Annotated in this window: 16 protein-coding genes; 7 read left to right on the top strand and 9 right to left on the bottom strand. The window is 69.3% G+C overall.

All coding sequences use genetic code 11. From position 1 onward, the window contains the following. The first annotated feature begins 98 nt into the window (after window positions 1-98). The gene (locus KHC24_RS23580; RefSeq protein WP_213366657.1) at window positions 99-842 is read left to right on the top strand and encodes a hypothetical protein; all 744 of its coding nucleotides are present in this window, start codon (window positions 99-101) and stop codon (window positions 840-842) included. On the opposite strand, the gene KHC24_RS23585 is transcribed toward KHC24_RS23580, so the two are convergent. Continuing rightward, entirely contained in the window at window positions 835-1,242 is a 408-nt protein-coding gene (locus KHC24_RS23585) for a sortase family protein (RefSeq protein ID WP_213366659.1), read from the bottom strand. The genes KHC24_RS23580 and KHC24_RS23585 overlap by 8 nt on opposite strands. A gap of 316 nt (window positions 1,243-1,558) precedes the next feature. Here KHC24_RS23585 and KHC24_RS23590 point away from each other — a divergent pair, with 316 nt between their 5' ends. From KHC24_RS23590 to KHC24_RS23615, 6 genes are all read left to right on the top strand, one after another. Then, the gene (locus tag KHC24_RS23590; RefSeq protein WP_213367094.1) at window positions 1,559-3,040 is read left to right on the top strand and encodes an FAD-linked oxidase C-terminal domain-containing protein; all 1,482 of its coding nucleotides are present in this window, start codon (window positions 1,559-1,561) and stop codon (window positions 3,038-3,040) included. A gap of 15 nt (window positions 3,041-3,055) precedes the next feature. Next, on the top strand, window positions 3,056-4,471 hold the full coding sequence (locus tag KHC24_RS23595; RefSeq protein WP_213366661.1) for an 8-oxoguanine deaminase: 1,416 nt from the start codon (window positions 3,056-3,058) through the stop codon (window positions 4,469-4,471). 24 nt (window positions 4,472-4,495) lie between these two features. After that, the gene (locus KHC24_RS23600) at window positions 4,496-5,719 is read left to right on the top strand and encodes an FAD-binding protein (RefSeq protein ID WP_213366663.1); all 1,224 of its coding nucleotides are present in this window, start codon (window positions 4,496-4,498) and stop codon (window positions 5,717-5,719) included. A 6-nt stretch (window positions 5,720-5,725) separates the two neighbouring features. After that, window positions 5,726-7,045 (top strand): glycolate oxidase subunit GlcF, encoded by a 1,320-nt coding sequence (gene glcF, locus KHC24_RS23605; RefSeq protein ID WP_213366664.1) that lies wholly within the window; start codon window positions 5,726-5,728, stop codon window positions 7,043-7,045. Window positions 7,046-7,075: 30 nt separating this feature from the next. Then, window positions 7,076-7,459, top strand: coding sequence for an antibiotic biosynthesis monooxygenase family protein (locus tag KHC24_RS23610; protein ID WP_213366666.1), 384 nt, complete (start codon window positions 7,076-7,078; stop codon window positions 7,457-7,459). Window positions 7,460-7,663: 204 nt separating this feature from the next. Next, a complete protein-coding gene (locus tag KHC24_RS23615) occupies window positions 7,664-8,701 on the top strand; it encodes an asparaginase (RefSeq protein ID WP_213366668.1) in 1,038 nt (345 codons plus the stop codon). A gap of 36 nt (window positions 8,702-8,737) precedes the next feature. On the opposite strand, the gene KHC24_RS25480 is transcribed toward KHC24_RS23615, so the two are convergent. From KHC24_RS25480 to KHC24_RS23650, 8 genes are all read right to left on the bottom strand, one after another. After that, window positions 8,738-8,863 carry a hypothetical protein gene (locus tag KHC24_RS25480; RefSeq protein ID WP_271180535.1) on the bottom strand — a complete coding sequence of 42 codons (126 nt, stop codon included), beginning with the start codon at window positions 8,861-8,863 and terminating at the stop codon, window positions 8,738-8,740. Between the two features lie 35 nt (window positions 8,864-8,898). Further along, window positions 8,899-9,240 carry a hypothetical protein gene (locus KHC24_RS23620; protein WP_213366670.1) on the bottom strand — a complete coding sequence of 114 codons (342 nt, stop codon included), beginning with the start codon at window positions 9,238-9,240 and terminating at the stop codon, window positions 8,899-8,901. Window positions 9,241-9,265: 25 nt separating this feature from the next. Then, window positions 9,266-11,419 carry a polyribonucleotide nucleotidyltransferase gene (gene pnp, locus KHC24_RS23625; protein ID WP_213366672.1) on the bottom strand — a complete coding sequence of 718 codons (2,154 nt, stop codon included), beginning with the start codon at window positions 11,417-11,419 and terminating at the stop codon, window positions 9,266-9,268. A gap of 356 nt (window positions 11,420-11,775) precedes the next feature. Continuing rightward, window positions 11,776-12,045, bottom strand: a complete 270-nt coding sequence (gene rpsO / locus KHC24_RS23630) for a 30S ribosomal protein S15 (protein WP_213367096.1) — start codon at window positions 12,043-12,045, stop codon at window positions 11,776-11,778. Window positions 12,046-12,317: 272 nt separating this feature from the next. Beyond that, the gene (truB, locus tag KHC24_RS23635) at window positions 12,318-13,406 is read right to left on the bottom strand and encodes a tRNA pseudouridine(55) synthase TruB (protein ID WP_246547611.1); all 1,089 of its coding nucleotides are present in this window, start codon (window positions 13,404-13,406) and stop codon (window positions 12,318-12,320) included. Then, on the bottom strand, window positions 13,403-13,831 hold the full coding sequence (rbfA, locus tag KHC24_RS23640; protein WP_213366674.1) for a 30S ribosome-binding factor RbfA: 429 nt from the start codon (window positions 13,829-13,831) through the stop codon (window positions 13,403-13,405). The genes truB and rbfA overlap by 4 nt, the downstream gene beginning before the upstream one ends. A 148-nt stretch (window positions 13,832-13,979) precedes the next feature. Then, window positions 13,980-16,799, bottom strand: coding sequence for a translation initiation factor IF-2 (gene infB, locus KHC24_RS23645; RefSeq protein ID WP_213366676.1), 2,820 nt, complete (start codon window positions 16,797-16,799; stop codon window positions 13,980-13,982). Window positions 16,800-16,864: 65 nt separating this feature from the next. Further along, entirely contained in the window at window positions 16,865-17,542 is a 678-nt protein-coding gene (locus tag KHC24_RS23650; RefSeq protein WP_213366678.1) for an RNA-binding protein, read from the bottom strand. Window positions 17,543-17,617 lie beyond the last annotated feature (75 nt).

Genomic DNA, 17,617 nt, shown 5'->3' on the forward strand with positions numbered 1-17,617 from the left:
TTAACCATCGCGCAATGCCGTCGCGGTTAAAAATTCGATTGCATTGCCGATTGTGGCGGATGCATGAACGTTGCCAGGGTAGGTTTGGGAATCTGACCATGACATTGCTTGCGCGTATCTGGGGCCTGTGCGTCGTCCTCATCCTCGCTCTTGCAGTGTCCTCGCCGGCCGATGCCCGAAGCGCAGCGTCGAGCGACGCCAAGCCGCGCGTCTACCTGCTGCGCGGACTCGCCAACATCTTCTCGCTCGGCATGGACGACCTCGCCACCAAGCTGAATGCGCGCGGCATCAAGGCGACCGTGCACTCCTATGCCGACTGGCAGACGGTTTCGGCGGCTGCGGTGGCCGAGGCCAAGCGCGGCAAGCGCCGTCCCTCGCCGGTGATCATCGTCGGCCATTCGCTGGGCGCCGACGCGGCGGTCTATATGGGCAACAAGGTGAGCGGCGAGGGCGTCCCGGTGCCGCTGGTGGTGACCTTCGATCCGGTGACGCCCACCACCGCTTCCGCCAACATCGGCAAGGTGGTGAACTATTACGTGGCATCGGGCTCCGGCAAGCCGGTCGCCGGCCCGAAGGTGCAGAACATCAACATGGGTGGCGGCGATTCCAAGGTCGGCCACTTCAACATCGACAAGCTGGCGCAGCTGCACGAGCAGGTCATCGGCATGATCGACCGTCCGGCGGTGCGTCCGCGGCGGACCCGCCCGGCGGCACCGCCGACGGCCCGCGCTCCCGCCGCGCTCCCGGCCGCCGCCCAGCCGGCCGCACCCACCACCGAGACCGCCGCCGTGCCGGCTGCTGCTGCGGCAAGCGTGCCGGCCGCCATCCGCGCGCCTAATTGAGCTCGACCGACACCACCCTGAACGTGTGCATCTCGCCGTCCTCGTCGCGCAGCGAGACATATTCGCCCGGCGCGAAGGCGTGGTCGCCGAAGCGATAGCCGGCCTCGTCATCCTCCGCCGCGCCCTTGTCGTAGTCGAACACCCAGGTGGCGCCATTGGTGCCGCCGGCCCGGTGCACCAGCATGCCGTCTTCCGGCGGCTCGCCGCTCCAGAAGCGGTGCACGGTGCACAGCTCGCGGGCGAGGCGCCAGGCGGCGAGATCGATATGGCCGGCGGCGTCGAGCGGGGCGACGAACTCGTAGCCGTGCCGGGCACTGCCGTCCGGAAACTGCTTCGAGCGGGCGAGGTTCAGGCGGATGCGCTTTAGCACCACGGCATCGGCGGACGGGCTGGCGGTCATTGGACGTTTCTCCCTTCTTCGCGGCATGGATCCGGCATGCAGCCTTATCCCCATTCGAGGTGAGCACCGCCTTGATCGGGCGCAAGGCCGCGACCGTATCGACGCGGCGAATTGATCGGGCTCGACCAACAGATAATCCTCGGTGGTCTAGATTTTTTACCAAGGGCGGTGCATTGGTTCTCTAGAACGGGTCGAATGACCGTAGGGGAGGAGCGCCATGTCACACGAGGCCATATCTGCGGCTCCGTCTGCGGCCCTGTCGCAGGGAGCCGTGCCGGGCGCGGGCGAGCCGGGCGAGGTCCCGCACGCGCTGGTGATGCCGGAACCCAAGCGTGAGGTGCTGGCGCGGCGAGGCGAGATCGTCGCCGATCTGCGCGCCATCGTGCCGGGCGAAGGGGTGATCGACACCGAGATCGAGATGCGCCCCTATGAGAGCGACGGGCTGACCGCCTATCGCCAGCTCCCCCTCGCCGTGGTGCTGCCCTCGACCACGGCGCAGGTATCGAAGGTGCTGGCCTATTGCCACGCCCATGGCATCCGGGTGGTGCCGCGTGGGGCGGGCACCTCGCTGTCCGGCGGCGCGTTGCCGCTGGAGGACGCGATCCTGCTCGGCATGGGCAAGTTCAACCGCATCCTCGACATCGACTTCGACAACCGTACCGTCACCGCCCAGCCGGGCGTGACCAATCTCGGCATCACCAATGCGGTGGTGCATGAGGGCTTCTATTACGCGCCCGACCCCTCCTCGCAGATCGCCTGCACCATCGGCGGCAATGTCGCGGAGAATTCCGGCGGCGTGCACTGCCTGAAATACGGCCTCACCACCAACAACGTCATGGGCGTCGAGATGGTGCTGATCACCGGCGAGGTGATCCGGCTCGGCGGCCAGCATCTCGATTCCGGCGGGCTCGACCTCCTTGGCCTGATCGTCGGCTCGGAAGGGCTGCTGGGGGTAGTGACGGAAGTCACCGTGCGCATCCTCAAGAAGCCGGAGACGGCGCGGGCGGTGCTGGTCGGCTTTCCTTCCTCCGAGGCGGCGGGCGAATGCGTGGCCTCCATCATCGCCGCCGGCATCATTCCCGGCGGCATGGAGATGATGGACAAGCTCGCCATCGAGGCGGCCGAGGCCTTCGTCAAGGTCGGCTATCCGCTCGATGTCGAGGCGCTGCTGATCGTCGAACTCGACGGGCCGGAAGCCGAGGTGAACCACCTGATCGGACGGGTGTCGGAGATCGCCTCCGGGCTCGGCTGCATGACGCTGCGCGCCTCCACCAGCGAGGAGGAGCGCATGGCGTTCTGGGCCGGGCGCAAGGCGGCGTTCCCGGCGGTGGGGCGTATCTCGCCGGATTATTACTGCATGGACGGCACCATTCCGCGCAAGGCGCTGCCGCGCGTGCTGTCCGGCATGACCGAGATGTCGGAGAAATACGGCCTCGCCTGCGCCAACGTGTTCCATGCCGGCGACGGCAACCTGCATCCGCTGATCCTCTACGATGCCAACAAGCCGGGCGAGCTGGAGCGCGCCGAGGCGTTCGGCCGAGACATCCTGCTGCTCTGCGTCGAGGTGGGCGGCGTGCTCACTGGCGAACACGGGGTCGGCGTCGAGAAGCGCGACCTGATGCCCTCAATGTTCAATGAGGTCGATCTGGCGCATCAGCAGCGGCTGAAATGCGCCTTCGATCCGGAATCGCTGCTCAACCCCGGCAAGATGTTCCCGCAGCTGCACCGCTGCGCCGAGCTTGGGCGCATGCATATCAGCGGCGGGCAGCTGCCGTTCCCGGACATTCCGCGGTTCTGAGCGAGGTCAGGAGACATGGCGACGCTGCTCGCGAAAAACGCCGACATCCTCGTCACCATGGACGGTGCGCGCCGGGAGATTGCCGGCGGCGGGATTTTCGCGCGCGACGGCATGATCGAAGCGGTGGGGCTAAGCGAGACGCTGCCGGCCAGTGCCGACCGGGTGATCGACCTTTCCGGCCACGTGGTGCTGCCGGGGCTGGTGAACTGCCATCACCATCTCGACCAGACGCTGACCCGTAATCTGCCGGCGGCGCAGAACACCAATTTGTTCCGCTGGCTGAAGGCGCATTACCGCATCTGGGGCGCCCGCACGCCGGAGGCGAGCCGCACCGCGACGCTGGTCGGCCTCGCCGAACTGGCGCTGTCCGGCTGCACCACCGCCTTCGACCACGCTTATGTGTTCCGCAATGGCTGCAGGGTCGATGACCAGATCGCCGCCGCCCGCGAGATCGGCATGCGCTTCATGGTCTCGCGCGGCTCGATGTCGCTGGGCGAAAGCCGTGGCGGCCTGCCGCCGGACAGCTGCGTCGAGCTTGAGGACGATATCCTCGCCGACAGCGAGCGGGTGATCGGCGCCTATCACGATGCCGCTCCCGGCTCGATGCTGCAGATCGCGCTGGCGCCCTGCTCGCCCTTCTCGGTCTCGGCGGAGCTGATGCGCGAGAGCGCGACCATCGCCCGCCGGCACAAGGTGCGGCTGCACACCCATCTCGCCGAGACCATCGACGAGGAGCGCTACACGCTGGAGCGCTTCGGCAAGCGGCCGGTGGCCTATATGGAGGAGCTCGGCTGGCTCGGCGATGACGTCTGGTTCGCCCATGCGGTGCACGTCAAAGACCATGAGATCGGCTGCTTTGCCGGTTCAGGAGTCGGCGTGTGCCATTGCCCGTCCTCGAATATGCGGCTCGCTTCCGGCATCGCCCCGGTCAAGGCCTATCGCCGTGCCGGCGTGAAGGTGGGGCTTGGCGTCGACGGCTCGGCCTCCAACGACGGCAACCACATGCTCGGCGAGGCGCGGCAGGCGATGCTGCTGGCGCGCCTCCAGATTTCGCTGCGTCCGCCCGAGGGGCCGGACACCGCGCTCTCCACCTCCGATCCCTCGCGCGATCCGGAATGGATGACCGCGCGCGAGGCGCTGGAACTGGCGACGCTGGGCGGCGCCTCGGTGCTGGGCCGCGACGATATCGGCGCGCTCGAGCCCGGCAAATGCGCCGACTTCACCGCCTTCCGCCTCGACGACCTCGCCTTTGCCGGCGGGCTCTCCGATCCGGTCGCCGCCTGCCTGTTCACCGGCCCGCACCGCGCCGGCTGGACCGTGGTGCACGGCAAGCCGGTGGTGGAGCGCGGCGCGATCATCACCATCGACCTGCCGGCGGTGATCGCCGAGCACAACCGGCATGCGGCGCGCCTCGCCGCCCTTTCCTCTTGAAGACCGCCTGCGAGTGAACCGCATATGAGCGCACCCTCCACCGACCGCCTCCGCCCGCGCGACGAAGCCGAAGCCGCCGCGATCGTCCGCTGGGCGGTGTCCGAAAGCCGCACGCTCGATGTCGCCGGCACCGGCACCAAGCAGGGCCTCGGCCGTCACATCCAGACCGATGCCACGCTCGACCTCTCGGCACTGAGCGGGGTGACGCTCTACGAGCCCGCCGAGCTGGTGCTGAGCGCCCGCGCCGGCACGCCGGTGGCCGAGATCGAGGCGCTGCTGGCGGCCTCGAACCAGATGATGGCCTTCGAGCCGATGGATTTCGGCCCGCTGCTCGGCCGCCCCAGGGGCGGCGGCACGCTGGGCGGGCTGATGGCGACCAATCTCGCCGGCCCGCGCCGCCCCAGCGCCGGCGCCGCCCGCGACCACGCGCTCGGCCTGCGCGCGGTGTCCGGCCGCGGCGAGGCGTTCAAGGCCGGTGGCCGGGTGGTGAAGAACGTCACCGGCTACGACCTGCCGCGCGGCCTCGCCGGCTCCTATGGCACGCTCGCCGCCTTCACCGAGCTGACCATCAAGGTGCTGCCGCGCCCGGAGACACTGGAGACGCTGCTGATCTACGGCCTCGACGACGCCACCGCCGCCAAGGCGATGAGCGCGGCGGTCGGTTCTTATTACGACGTCTCCGGCGCCGCCCATGTGCCTTTCGTCCTTGCCGGGCGGATTCCCGCGTTGGCGCTCGCCGGAACCTCGGTCACGGCGCTGCGGCTGGAAGGCGTGCCGCCATCGATCCGCCATCGCCGCGAGAAGCTCGAAGGCCTGCTCGGCGGCTTCGGCGCGCTCGGCCATCTGGAGGCGGAGGCGTCGAGCACGCTGTGGGCGGCGCTGCGCGATGTCGAGCCGTTCGGCGAGGACCTATCGCGCGCGGTGTGGCGGGTCTCGACCGCGCCGATGCAGGCGGCCGCCATCGGCGCTGCGGTCGAGGCGGCGGGCGGCACCTGCTTCTACGACTGGGCCGGCGGGCTGATCTGGATCGAGATGCCGGACGCCGATCCGCGCCCCGGGCTGGTGCGCGACGCGGTCACTGTCGCGGGCGGACACGCCACGCTGATCCGTGCCGCCGTCGCCGCTCGCGCCGCGCTCGAGGTGTTCCAGCCGCTCGACGCCGTGACCGGGGCGCTGGTGAAGCGGATGAAGGACGGTTTCGATCCCAGCCGGGTGCTCAGCCCCGGCCGCATGTATGCGGGAGTGTGAGGCGCCATGCAGACCCATTTCTCCCTCGCCCAGCTGGCGGATCCGCAGGTCGCGCGGTCGGAGCAGATCCTCCGCGCCTGCGTGCATTGCGGCTTCTGCACCGCCACCTGCCCGACCTACGCCCTGCTCGGCGACGAGCTCGATTCACCGCGCGGGCGCATCTACCTCATCAAGGACATGCTGGAGAACGACCGGCCGGCGACCGCTGAGGTCGCCAAGCATATCGACCGCTGCCTCTCCTGCCTGTCCTGCATGACCACCTGCCCGTCCGGGGTGCATTACATGCACCTCGTCGACCATGCCCGCGACCACATCGAGAAGACTTACAAGCGCCCCTTGCTCGACCGCACGCTGCGCGCGGTACTGGCCAAGGTGCTGCCGAGCCGCTCGCTGTTCCGCCTGTCGCTGGCCGGCGCCATGCTGGCGCGGCCCTTCGCCGGGATGATCGGCCAGGTGCCGGGCCTCGCCCCGGTGGCCGCCATGCTGAAGCTGGCCCCGGCCCGGCCGGCGACCCGCTCGGCCAGCGAGACTGTCCGCAAGTTCCCGGCGCTCGGCGCCCGCCGCGCCCGCGTCGCGCTGCTCGACGGCTGCGCCCAGCCGGTGCTGCGGCCGGAGATCGACGAGGCGGCGATCCGCCTGCTCACCCGCATGGGGGTGGAAGTGGTGCGCCCGGTCGGCGGCGGCTGCTGCGGCTCGCTCACCCATCACATGGGCAAGGAGGAGCCGGCGCTCGCCAATGCCCGCGCCAATGTCGACGCCTGGTGGCGGGAGATCGAGGGCGAGGGGCTCGACGCCATTCTCGTCACCACCTCCGGCTGCGGCACCACGATCAAGGATTACGGCCACATGCTGCGCCTCGAGCCGGCCTATGCCGAGAAGGCGGCCAAGGTCTCGGCGCTGGCCAAGGATGTCAGCGAGTTCCTGGCGGCGCGCGAGCTTCCCGCTCCGGTGATCGCGGCCGGGATGCGCGTCGCCTATCATTCCGCCTGCTCGCTTCAACATGGGCAGAAGGTGAAGACGGCGCCGAAGGAACTGCTTCAGCGGGCCGGCTTCACCGTGCTGGAGCCGGCCGAAGGGCATCTGTGCTGCGGCTCGGCCGGCACCTACAACATTCTCCAGCCGGAGATCGCCGGTCGGCTGCGCGACCGCAAGGTGGCGAATATCGAGGCCACCCGGCCGCAGGTGATCGCCGCCGGTAATATCGGTTGCCTGACCCAGATCGGCGGCGGCACCGCCATTCCCGCCGTGCATACGGTCGAGCTGCTTGACTGGGCGACCGGCGGGCCCAGCCCGTTGCCGGAGCCGTTCGCCGTCGCGGCAGAGTGATCGGCTGGCAGATATGAGGGGAGCGCATCGATGATTGCCGTCATCTTCGAGGTCTGGCCGGCGGAGGGCCAGCGCCAGCATTATCTCGACCTTGCCGCCGCGTTGAAGGCCGATCTCCAGGGGCGCGACGGCTTTATCTCGGTGGAGCGCTTCGAGAGCCTCACCGAGCCGGGAAAGCTGCTCTCGCTGTCGATCTGGCGCGACGAAGAGGCGGTGCGCGCCTGGCGCTGCCTGCCCTCGCACCGGGTCGCGCAGGGTGAGGGGCGCGGCAAGGGCGGGCGGGGCAAGGACGGGCGTGGCGGCGTGTTCCGCGACTACCGGCTGCGGGTGGCGAGCATCCTGCGCGACTATGGCCTGGAGCAGCGTGACGAGGCGCCGGACGACAGCCGCGCGGTGCATCCGCCGGTGGTGTGAGGATCATTTCAGGGCCTCGCCACATCGGAAAGCGGCCGCGCGCGGATCTCGCCGGGGGACGTGGTTCATGTGGCGGAAAACGGCGCCCGCAATCGCCGGTGAATGCGCATGGGGAGGTGCTATCCCCGATGGCGAGAAAGCCGCAAGCGACAGGGCGGGGGCTGGCCGGTATAAAAGCCGGACATTGAAGGCTTTGGAGCGTCCATGTCCGCTGCCACCACTCCCGCTACCACCACTCCCGCTGCTCACCCGGCGAAGCCCCCCCGCCTGCTCGCTTTGTCGCTGGGCGGCACCATCACCATGACCGCCACGGCCGGCGGCGGCATCGCCCCGACGCTGGGCGCCGCCGATCTGGTGGCGGCGGTGCCGGGGCTGGGCGAGGTGGCCGACATCGAGGCGCGTTCGCCGTTCCGGCTCGGCAGCTCCTCGCTGACCCTCGCGAATATCGCCGCCGTCGCCGCCGAGATCCGCGCCGCCTTCGCGGAGGGCTTCGACGCGGCATTGGTGATCCAGGGCACCGACACCATCGAGGAAACCGCCTTCGCGCTCGACCTGCTGGTCGGCGACGAGCGGCCGGTGGTGGTGATCGGCGCCATGCGCGGGCCGCAGCAACCCGGCGCCGACGGCCCGGCGAACCTGCTCGCCGGCGCCCTCGTCGCCGTCAGCGCCGAGGCGCGCGGGATGGGCACGCTGGTGGTGCTGAACGACGAGATCCATGCCGCGCGTTATGTGCGCAAGGCGCACACGGCGCTCACCTCGGCCTTCGTCTCGGCGAATGGCGGCCCGCTCGGGCTGGTGGCCGAGGGGCGGGCGCGGTTTTTCAGCCGGGTCGCGCCGCCCGCCGTGCCGGTGCTGCTGCCGGGAGCCGGCGAATTGCCGCCGGTGGCGCTGGTCAAGATCGGCATGGGCGATGACGGGCGGCTGCTGCCGGCGCTGGCCGGCCTCGGCTATGCCGGTGCGGTCATCGAGGGTGCCGGCGCCGGCCATGTCCCCGGCGTGATGGCGGAGGCGGTCGGCGAGCTGGCGGCGCAGATGCCGGTGGTGCTGGCCAGCCGGACGCTCGGTGGCCCGGTATTCGAGCGCAGCTATGGCTATCCGGGCTCGGAAATCGACCTGATCGCCCGCGGCGCTATTCCCGCCGGGCTGCTGCCGGCGCTGAAGGCGCGGCTGCTGCTGGTGCTTGCGCTCAAGGCGGGGTTTTCGCGCGAGCGGATCGCGGCGGCGCTGGCGGCCTTCGGCTGAAGCGTCCGCCCGCGACGCCGGCGACACGCCCGGGTGTCAGGCCGTACGCTTCCAGTGATCGAAGGCGCGCCCATAGGTGAGGCGGAACGGCCAGAAGGAGATCGACAGCTCGCGGGCGAGAGAGAGGGCGAGCGGGCGTTGCGTGATCCGGTCATAGGTCAACAGGCCGAGCCGGTGGCGTCCTCCAGCGTGTCAGCCTACATCAGCTCGATTTCCATGGTCCCCGGCTCGTGCTCGATCTTGTAGCCACCGACGCGCCAGCGCCGATCGGTGCCGAAGCCGATGGATTTCTGCTCCTCGTCCCCGATGTAGCTCTGACCCACCCCGGCAGCAGTGCCGCTCTCACTGCTGCCGGTCCAGCTGCCCTTGAACTGCAGCGGCGACGATTTCGGCGTGATGGGCGCGCGGGCAATGAGCTGCCCGGCTTGCGCCGCATCGAAGGTGTCGCCATCGCCCACAAGCTCGTCCACCAGCGCATGTGAGGCGGGCGGGAGCGCCGAAACGAAAACGGGGCGCCCGAAGGCGCCCCGTTCGATCAATCATCGACCGTGAGGTCGCGGCCGATCACTCGGCAGCGTGATCCTCGCCTTCGGCCTTGGCCTTGGCCTCGAGGTCGTCGCCGGTCGCCTGGTCGACGACCTTCATCGACAGGCGGGTCTTGCCGCGCTCGTCGAAGCCGAGCAGCTTCACCTTCACCTTGTCGCCTTCCTTGACGACGTCGGAGGGCTTGGACACCCGCTCCTTGGCGAGCTGCGAGACGTGCACCAGGCCGTCCTTGGCGCCGAAGAAGTTCACGAAGGCGCCGAAATCGACCACCTTCACCACGGTGCCTTCATAGATCTGACCGATCTCCGGCTCGGAGGCGATCGACTTGATCCAGTTCAGCGCCGCCTTGATCGACTCGCCGGACGCCGAGGCCACCTTCACGGTGCCGTCGTCCTCGATGTTGATCTTGGCGCCGGTCTTCTCGACGATCTCGCGGATCACCTTGCCGCCCGACCCGATCACTTCGCGGATCTTGTCGACCGGGATCTGGATCACCTCGATGCGCGGGGCATGCTCGCCGAGCTCGGCGCGGGCGCCGGACAGCGCCTTGCCCATCTCGCCGAGGATGTGCAGACGACCGTCCTTGGCCTGGCCGAGGGCGACCTTCATGATCTCTTCGGTGATGCCGGCGATCTTGATGTCCATCTGCAGGGCGGTGACGCCCTTGTCGGTGCCGGCCACCTTGAAGTCCATGTCGCCAAGGTGATCCTCGTCGCCGAGGATGTCGGTGAGCACGGCGAACTTCTCACCCTCGAGGATGAGGCCCATGGCGATGCCGGCCACCGGACGGCGCAGCGGCACGCCGGCATCCATCAGCGCCAGCGAGGTGCCGCAGACGGTCGCCATCGAGGACGAGCCGTTGGATTCGAGGATCTCCGACACCGCGCGCAGCGTGTAGGGGAATTCGTGCTGCGGCGGCAGGATCGGGCGGATGGCGCGCCAGGCGAGCTTGCCGTGGCCGATTTCGCGGCGGCCGGGCGAACCCATGCGGCCGGTCTCGCCGACCGAGAAGGGCGGGAAGTTGTAGTGCAGCAGGAAGCGCTCCTTGTAGGTGCCTTCCAGGCTGTCGATGTACTGCTCGTCCTCGCCGGTACCCAGCGTGGCGACGACCAGCGCCTGCGTCTCGCCGCGGGTGAACAGCGCCGAGCCGTGGGTGCGCGGCAGGATGCCGGCTTCCGCGACGATCGGGCGGACGGTCTTGGTGTCGCGGCCGTCGATGCGCACGCCTTCGTCGAGGATGGTCCAGCGGACGATCTTCGCCTCGAGCTCCTTCAGAACCTCGCCGAGGGTCTGGGCGTCGGGGATCTCCTTGCCTTCGGCGGCGAGGGCGGCGTAGTGCGCCTTGGCCTTGGCCTTGGCGGCGCCGACCGCGTCATAGCGATCCTGCTTGCGGGCGATCTTGTAGGCGTCGCGCAGTTCGGCCTCGATCAGGCCGCGCAGCTCGGCCTCGAGCGCCGAATGATCGGGAGCGGCGAAGTCGCGCGGCTCCTTGGCGGCCTTCTCGGCGAGGCGGATGATCGCCTCGATCACCGGCTGGAAGTGGCGGTGACCGAACATCACCGAGCCGAGCATGACCTCTTCGGACAGCTCCTTGGCTTCGGATTCCACCATCAGCACGGCGTCGGCGGTGCCGGCGACCACGAGGTCGAGTGCCGAATCCTTCAGCTCGTCGACCGAGGGGTTCAGCACGTATTCATTGTCGATGAAGCCGACACGGGCGCCGCCGATCGGGCCCATGAACGGCACGCCGGAGAGGGTCAGCGCCGCCGAGGCGGCGACCAGCGACACGATGTCCGGATCGTTCTCGAGATCGTGCGACAGCACGGTGATGACGACCTGGGTGTCGTTCTTGTAGCCATCGGCGAAGAGCGGGCGGATCGGGCGGTCGATCAGGCGGGAGACCAGCGTCTCCTTCTCGGACGGACGGCCTTCGCGCTTGAAATAGCCACCGGGAATGCGGCCGGCTGCATAGGCCTTTTCCTGGTAGTTGACGGTGAGCGGGAAGAAGTCCTGGCCCGGCTTGGGCGACTTGGCGGAGACCACGGTGGCGAGCACGGTGGTGTCGCCGTATTTCGCGAGCACGGCGCCGTCGGCCTGACGCGCCATCTTGCCGGTCTCGAGGGTGAGCGTGCGCCCGCCCCAGTCGAGTTCCTCGCGGTGAATATCGAACATGTCTGTCTCTGGCTTTCCGAAGAGGGGCCATGGGCAAGACGGCGGGAGGCTGAATTCCCAGCAGGATCCGATCCCTATCGCAAAAGTCGGGCGACTTTCGTGGAACCGGCTCTGCTCTCAGCCTCCGGCGATCCTGCCATGGCCGCCGCTTCTGTCGGACGCGGCGAGCCCCATGCCCGCCGCTCTTGCGTGTTCCGGAGCCTGCTCCTCAGGCTCCGGTTCCTTGGTTTGGAGCACCTTGCGGTCGATCGGGGTGTCCTGATCGGGAAGGGCGCCGGCGCCGCGGCTAGATCCGCAACGCGTGGTCTCGATAGCGGACGAGGCCCGCACCGGGCGGTGCGAGCCTCGTCAAACGATCAGCGGCGGATGCCAAGCCGCTGGATCAGGGACTTGTAGCGGGTTTCCTCGGTCTTCTTGAGATAGTCGAGGAGACCACGGCGCGCGGACACCATCTTGAGAAGGCCGCGACGGGAATGGTTGTCCTTCGCGTGGCTCTTGAAGTGGCCGGTCAGGTTGGTGATGCGCTCGGTGAGGATCGCAACCTGCACTTCCGCCGAACCGGTATCACCCGGCTTGGTGGCATATTCGGTGATGAGCGCCTGCTTGCGCTCTGGCGTGATCGACATCGGGTATCCTTTCTGGTTTTCGATAGAGAAGATGGCGGCCGCCGCAGAATCTGCCTTGGCGGGCGCGCCGGCTTCGCGGATCGGCCGGGCCGGGATGTCGTCCAGCGCGGTCGAAGAGCGAAGAGCTCGCGCGGACCTCTCGGTCCGCAACGCGGGCGCACCATACACGAAAACGCCTGCAACGCCAGTCGCATCTTTGCGCCCGGCCAGCCGTGGAACTCGTGTGGCGGCACGCTTTGGGAGGGGCCGGCGCAAGGCCGGCCGTCCTATGCTCAGGCCGCCGGGGCCGAGTGGAAGATGCGCCGGGGGAAGATCTCCGCCCCTTCGGCATCGCCCAGCGCCACCAGCCGGCCGCCGGCGGTGATGGCGACTGGGCCTTCGATGATCGGCGCGTCACGTCCGCGCAGGATGATCGACTGGCCGCGCGCCAGCCGCGCCGCGTCCGCCGGGCTCACCCGCAGCGAGGGCAGGCTGTCGAGACCGATCTCCACCGGGCGCAGCGCTGCGAAGGGCGGGGTCTCACCGTTCGCCTCGTGCATGGCGCGCAGCGTGTCGAGCGGGACCAGCTCCTCCTCGGCGAAGGTGCCGACCACGCTGCGGCGGAGCGCGACAATATGGCCGTGGGTGCCAAGCTGGCGGCCGAAATCGCGGGCGAGCGAGCGCACATAGGTGCCCTTGCCGCATTCGGCCTCGAATACCGCGTGGTCGGCATCCGGCATGTCGACGAGGTCGAGCCGGTGGATGATGACGGTGCGGGCGGCGAGCTCGACGGCGATGCCGTCGCGCGCCAGATCATAGGCGCGCTCGCCATTGATCTTCAGCGCCGAGAACGCCGGCGGTACCTGCTCGATCTCGCCGCGGAACCCCGGCAGGAGCGCGAGGATGGCGTCGCGGGCCGGCCGCACCTCCGACTGCGCGACCGGCTGGCCCTCGCTGTCGTCGGTATCGGTCTCGATGCCCCAACGCACGGTGAAGCGGTAGACCTTGCGGCTGTCCATGACGAAGGGCACGGTCTTGGTGGCCTCGCCCAGCGCGATCGGCAGGCAGCCGGAGGCCAGCGGGTCGAGCGTGCCGGCATGGCCGGCCTTCTTGGCCTGGAACAGCCATTTCACCGCGCCGACCGCCTGGGTGGAGGTCATGCCGATCGGCTTGTCGAGCAGGACCCAGCCGTCGACGTCCTTCTTCGGACGGCGGGCGGAACGTTCGCGGCGGTCGCCCTTCGGCCCGCGCGGGCGGGCGTCTGTCGAGGTGGCATCGGCCGGGGGCGTGTCGGCCGGCGGCGCGGCAATGGTATCGTCGATGGTGTCGACCGCAAGGGCGGCGGCCTCGATCATGGGGCCGGTGATCATGGGGGCGGTCATGCCTGATCGTCCTTGTCGTTCTCGTTGTTGTCGTCATGGTCGAGATCGCGCGCCACGTCAGGCGAACGCAGCAGCGCGTCGATGCGCGCCCCTTCCTCGAAGGAAGTATCGATGCGGAAGCGCAGCTCCGGGACGAATTTGAGTTCCAGCCGGCGGGCGATCTCGCCGCGCAACGGCTTGGCGTTGGTCGCCAGCGCGTCGATGGCCGCCTTGGTGTCCTTGCCGCCGAGCGGCATGACGAAGCAGGTGGCGATCTTCAGATCCGGGCTCATCCGCACTTCCGGCACCGTGATCAGCACCTTGGCGAGCGCCGGATCGGGGATGTCGCCCCGCGACAGGACGTCGGACAGGGCGTGTCGCACCAACTCGCCGACGCGCAGCTGGCGCTGGCTCGGGCCGGTGCCCGAGCTCGCTTTGGTCTTCATGACGTTCAACAATCCTCAACGCCCGCACCGGCTTGGCCGGCAGGCGGGACGGCTTCGACCGGAGCCGACGGATTCGGACCGTCCGGCTCCCGCGGTAAGTCTCAGGCGGCCGGGCGGAGAACCGTCCGGCCGTCAGGCGGCGCGATGATCACAGCGTACGCTGGACCACCTCGACGCGGTAGCATTCGATGACGTCACCGGCGCGCATGTCCTGGTAGTTCTCGAAGGACATGCCGCACTCCTGGCCGGACTGCACCACGTTGACCGCATCCTTGTAGCGGTTGAGCGTGGCGAGCTTGCCCTCGTGGATGACGACGTTGTCGCGGATGAGGCGGACGTGCTGGCCGCGCTCGACGATGCCATCGGTGACCAGGCAGCCGGCGACCTTGCCCACCTTGGAGACCGCGAAGATCTCCTTAATGAGCGCGTTGCCGAGCATGGTCTCGCGATTGATCGGGGCGAGCAGGCCACCCATCGCCGCCTTCACGTCATCCACAAGGTCGTAGATGATGTTGTACTGGCGGATTTCGATGCCGGCACGCTCGGCCGCCTCGCGGGCTTCCTTGTTGGCGCGCACGTTGAAGGCGATGATCACCGCGCCGGCGGTCTCCGCCAGCGTGACGTCGCTTTCGTTCACGCCGCCGGCGCCGGAGTGGATGATGCGGGCCTGCACCTCATCGGTGCCGAGCTTCTCCAGCGAGGTGATGATCGCTTCCACCGAACCGGACACGTCGCCCTTGATGATCAGCGGGAATTCCTTGCGGCCCGCCGTCTTCGCCTGGCTCATCATCTGTTCCAGAGAGCCGCGGACGGTGGCGGAACGCGCCGCCGCCTTCTCGCGCTTCTGGTTCTTGCGGTAGTCGGTGATCTCGCGGGCGCGGGCCTCGCTTTCGACCACGGCGAGGCGGTCTCCCGCCTCCGGCGTGCCGTTGAAGCCGAGCACTTCGACCGGCATGGACGGCTCGGCCGAAGCGAGCTGGGTGCCCTTGTCGGAAATCAGCGCCCGCACGCGGCCCATCTCGGCACCGGCGACGACGATGTCGCCGACATGCAGGGTCCCGCGCTGCACCAGCACGGTGGCCACCGGGCCGCGGCCGCGGTCGAGCTTGGCCTCGATGACGGTGCCCTCGGCCTCGCGGTCGGGGTTCGCCTTGAGGTCGAGTACTTCCGCCTGCAGGCTGATCAGCTCCAGCAGCTTGTCGAGATTGGTGTGGGCCTTGGCCGACACCTCCACCTCGAGCGTGTCGCCGCCCAGGCTTTCGACCTGCACCTCGTACTGGAGCAACTCGGAGCGCACGCGCTCGGGCTTGGCGTCCGGCTTGTCGATCTTGTTGATCGCCACGATCAGCGGCACCTTGGCGGCGCGGGCGTGATTGATCGCCTCGACCGTCTGCGGCATGACGCCGTCATCGGCCGCCACCACCAGCACCACAATGTCCGTCACCTTGGCGCCGCGGGCGCGCATGGCGGTGAACGCCGCGTGGCCGGGCGTGTCGATGAAGGTGATCTTGCCGCCGAGCGGCGAGGTCACCTGATAGGCGCCGATGTGCTGGGTGATGCCGCCGGCTTCGCCGGAGACGACATTGGCCGAGCGCAGGGCGTCGAGAAGCGAGGTCTTGCCGTGGTCGACATGGCCCATGATGGTGACGACCGGCGGGCGCGGCAGCAGGTTCTCAGGCGCATCCGGCGTGTCGAACAGGCCTTCCTCGACGTCGGATTCGGCGACGCGCCGCACGCTGTGACCGAGTTCCTCGGCGATCAGCTGGGCGGTGTCGGCGTCGATCACGTCGGTGATCTTCACCATCTGGCCCTGCTTCATCAGCAGGCGGATGACGTCGACGGCACGCTCGGCCATGCGGTTGGCGAGTTCCTGGATGGAAATCGTCTCCGGGACCGTGACCTCGCGGGCGATCTTTTCCTTGGTCTCCACATGGCGGTGGCCGCTCATGCGCTGGGTGCGGCGGCGGAACGCCGCGACCGAACGCTGGCGCTCTTCGTCACCGGACTGTGCCGTTACCAGGGTGAGGCGGCCGCGGCTCTTCTCGCCACCGGCGGGCCGGGTCGGCTTCTGCGGCGGCGGAGCGGGACGCGCGGGTGCGCCGCCGGGACCGCGGCGCACCGGACGGCGCTCCTCGTCCTCGGACTCCATGGCGGCATTGCGGGGCGTCGCGACGCGCGGGGCGCCGGGAGCGGCGGCCGGGGCCGACGGCGTCGCGGCAGCCGGTGAGGCGGCGCGGGGCGCCGAAGGCGCGGCGGCCGGGGCCGACTGCGGCGCGTTCTCCTCGCCGAAGCGCTTGCGCGCCTCCTGCTCCGACTTGCGCTTGGCCTCTTCTTCGAAGGCGCGGCGCGCTTCTTCCTCGCGCTTGCGGGCCTCGGCGGCTTCGCGCTCGACCTTCTCGCGGGCTTCGCGCTCGGCGCGCCGGCGGGCTTCTTCCTCGGCGCGCTTGCGCTCTTCGACCTCACGTACGCGCGCGTCCTGAAGAGCGGCGGTGCGGGCCCGGGCCTCTTCCTCGGTCAGCGAGCGCAGCACGACGCCGCCGGGACGGGTGCCGACGGGGCCGGGACGCGGCCCGGAATAATTGGCGCCGGGATTCGGCTGGGTGCGACCCTGCGCCGGCGGGCGCTGCGGCTGCTGCGGCGTCGCGGCAGGACGGGTGCCCTGCGGCGTCGGCGCCGGGCGCGCGGCCTGAACCTGGGGGGCTGCCGGTGCCGGACGCGGCGCCTGCTGTGCCGGCGCGGCAGGAGCGGCAGAGGCGGCGGCGGCCGGAGCGGAAGGCGCGGACGGTGCTTCGGGCTTTTCGCCCGGACCGATCACGCGCCGCTTCACCTTCTCGACCACCACCGACTTGGAGCGCCCATGGCTGAAGCTCTGGCGAACGACGCCCTGCTCGACAGGCCTCTTGAGCGTCAGGGTCTTGCCCTGGCCCACGCCCATCGTCTTCTCGCCGGGGTTCTTCGTATCGGTCATTCGGTATCCGTTCCTGAGCATCCACGCCCCTTGCGGGATGCCTCACATCTGTGCGCTAGCTTCGCTTATCCAGCGCGCCAGCTCTCGAGCCTTCTCACGCGCGCAAGAAACCCTGCGCTCGTCGGATGGGCGAGCAGCGCAGCATGTACCACATTTGCCCGCCCCAACGCCAAGTCCAATTGCACGCCTGACAAAGAGTTAACGAAGGCTATTTCCTTACCCTCCGCCTCGCCGACGCGCCGGGCGAGTGCGTCGAGCTTGGCTGCCCCGTCGCGCGCCGCGTCACTGGCGTGAACGAGGATGGCGGCGCCACCCACCAGGGCTTCCCCCACCTTGGTCGTGCCGGTCACCAACTGCCCCGCCTTGTTGGCGAAGCTGAGGGCACTGAACACGTCCTTCTCAAGCAAGGCATCGACCAGGTCGATAAGACCCGGATCGACCCGGCCCTTGCCGCGGAACGCGCGGCCGAAGGCCCTTTTCTTCAGCGCCAGCGTCAGCTCGGAGCGGGTGGCCCCGACCCAGGCGCCGCGTCCGGGAAGCTTGGCGGCGAGGTCGGGCACCACCAGCCCGTCCGGCGCCGCCACGAAACGCAGCATCTCGCCCACCGGCCGCACCGTGCGGCTGGCGAGGCACAGGCGCGACAGCACGCGGCGCGCCGCGGCGGGACCGGCATCGGTCTCCTCCGGCTCGCCGGCACCGGCGGGGATCTCGTGATCCCCGACCTGTTCGCTCGCCTGCTGCATCGCTGGGCGATACTCCCTCTTTACCGGATCCGACAGTGAGTTCGGAGCCCCCGTCCCGTCACCCATATCGGGCGG

The sequence above is a fragment of the Ancylobacter defluvii genome, assembly GCF_018390605.1.
GTDB lineage: Bacteria > Pseudomonadota > Alphaproteobacteria > Rhizobiales > Xanthobacteraceae > Ancylobacter > Ancylobacter defluvii.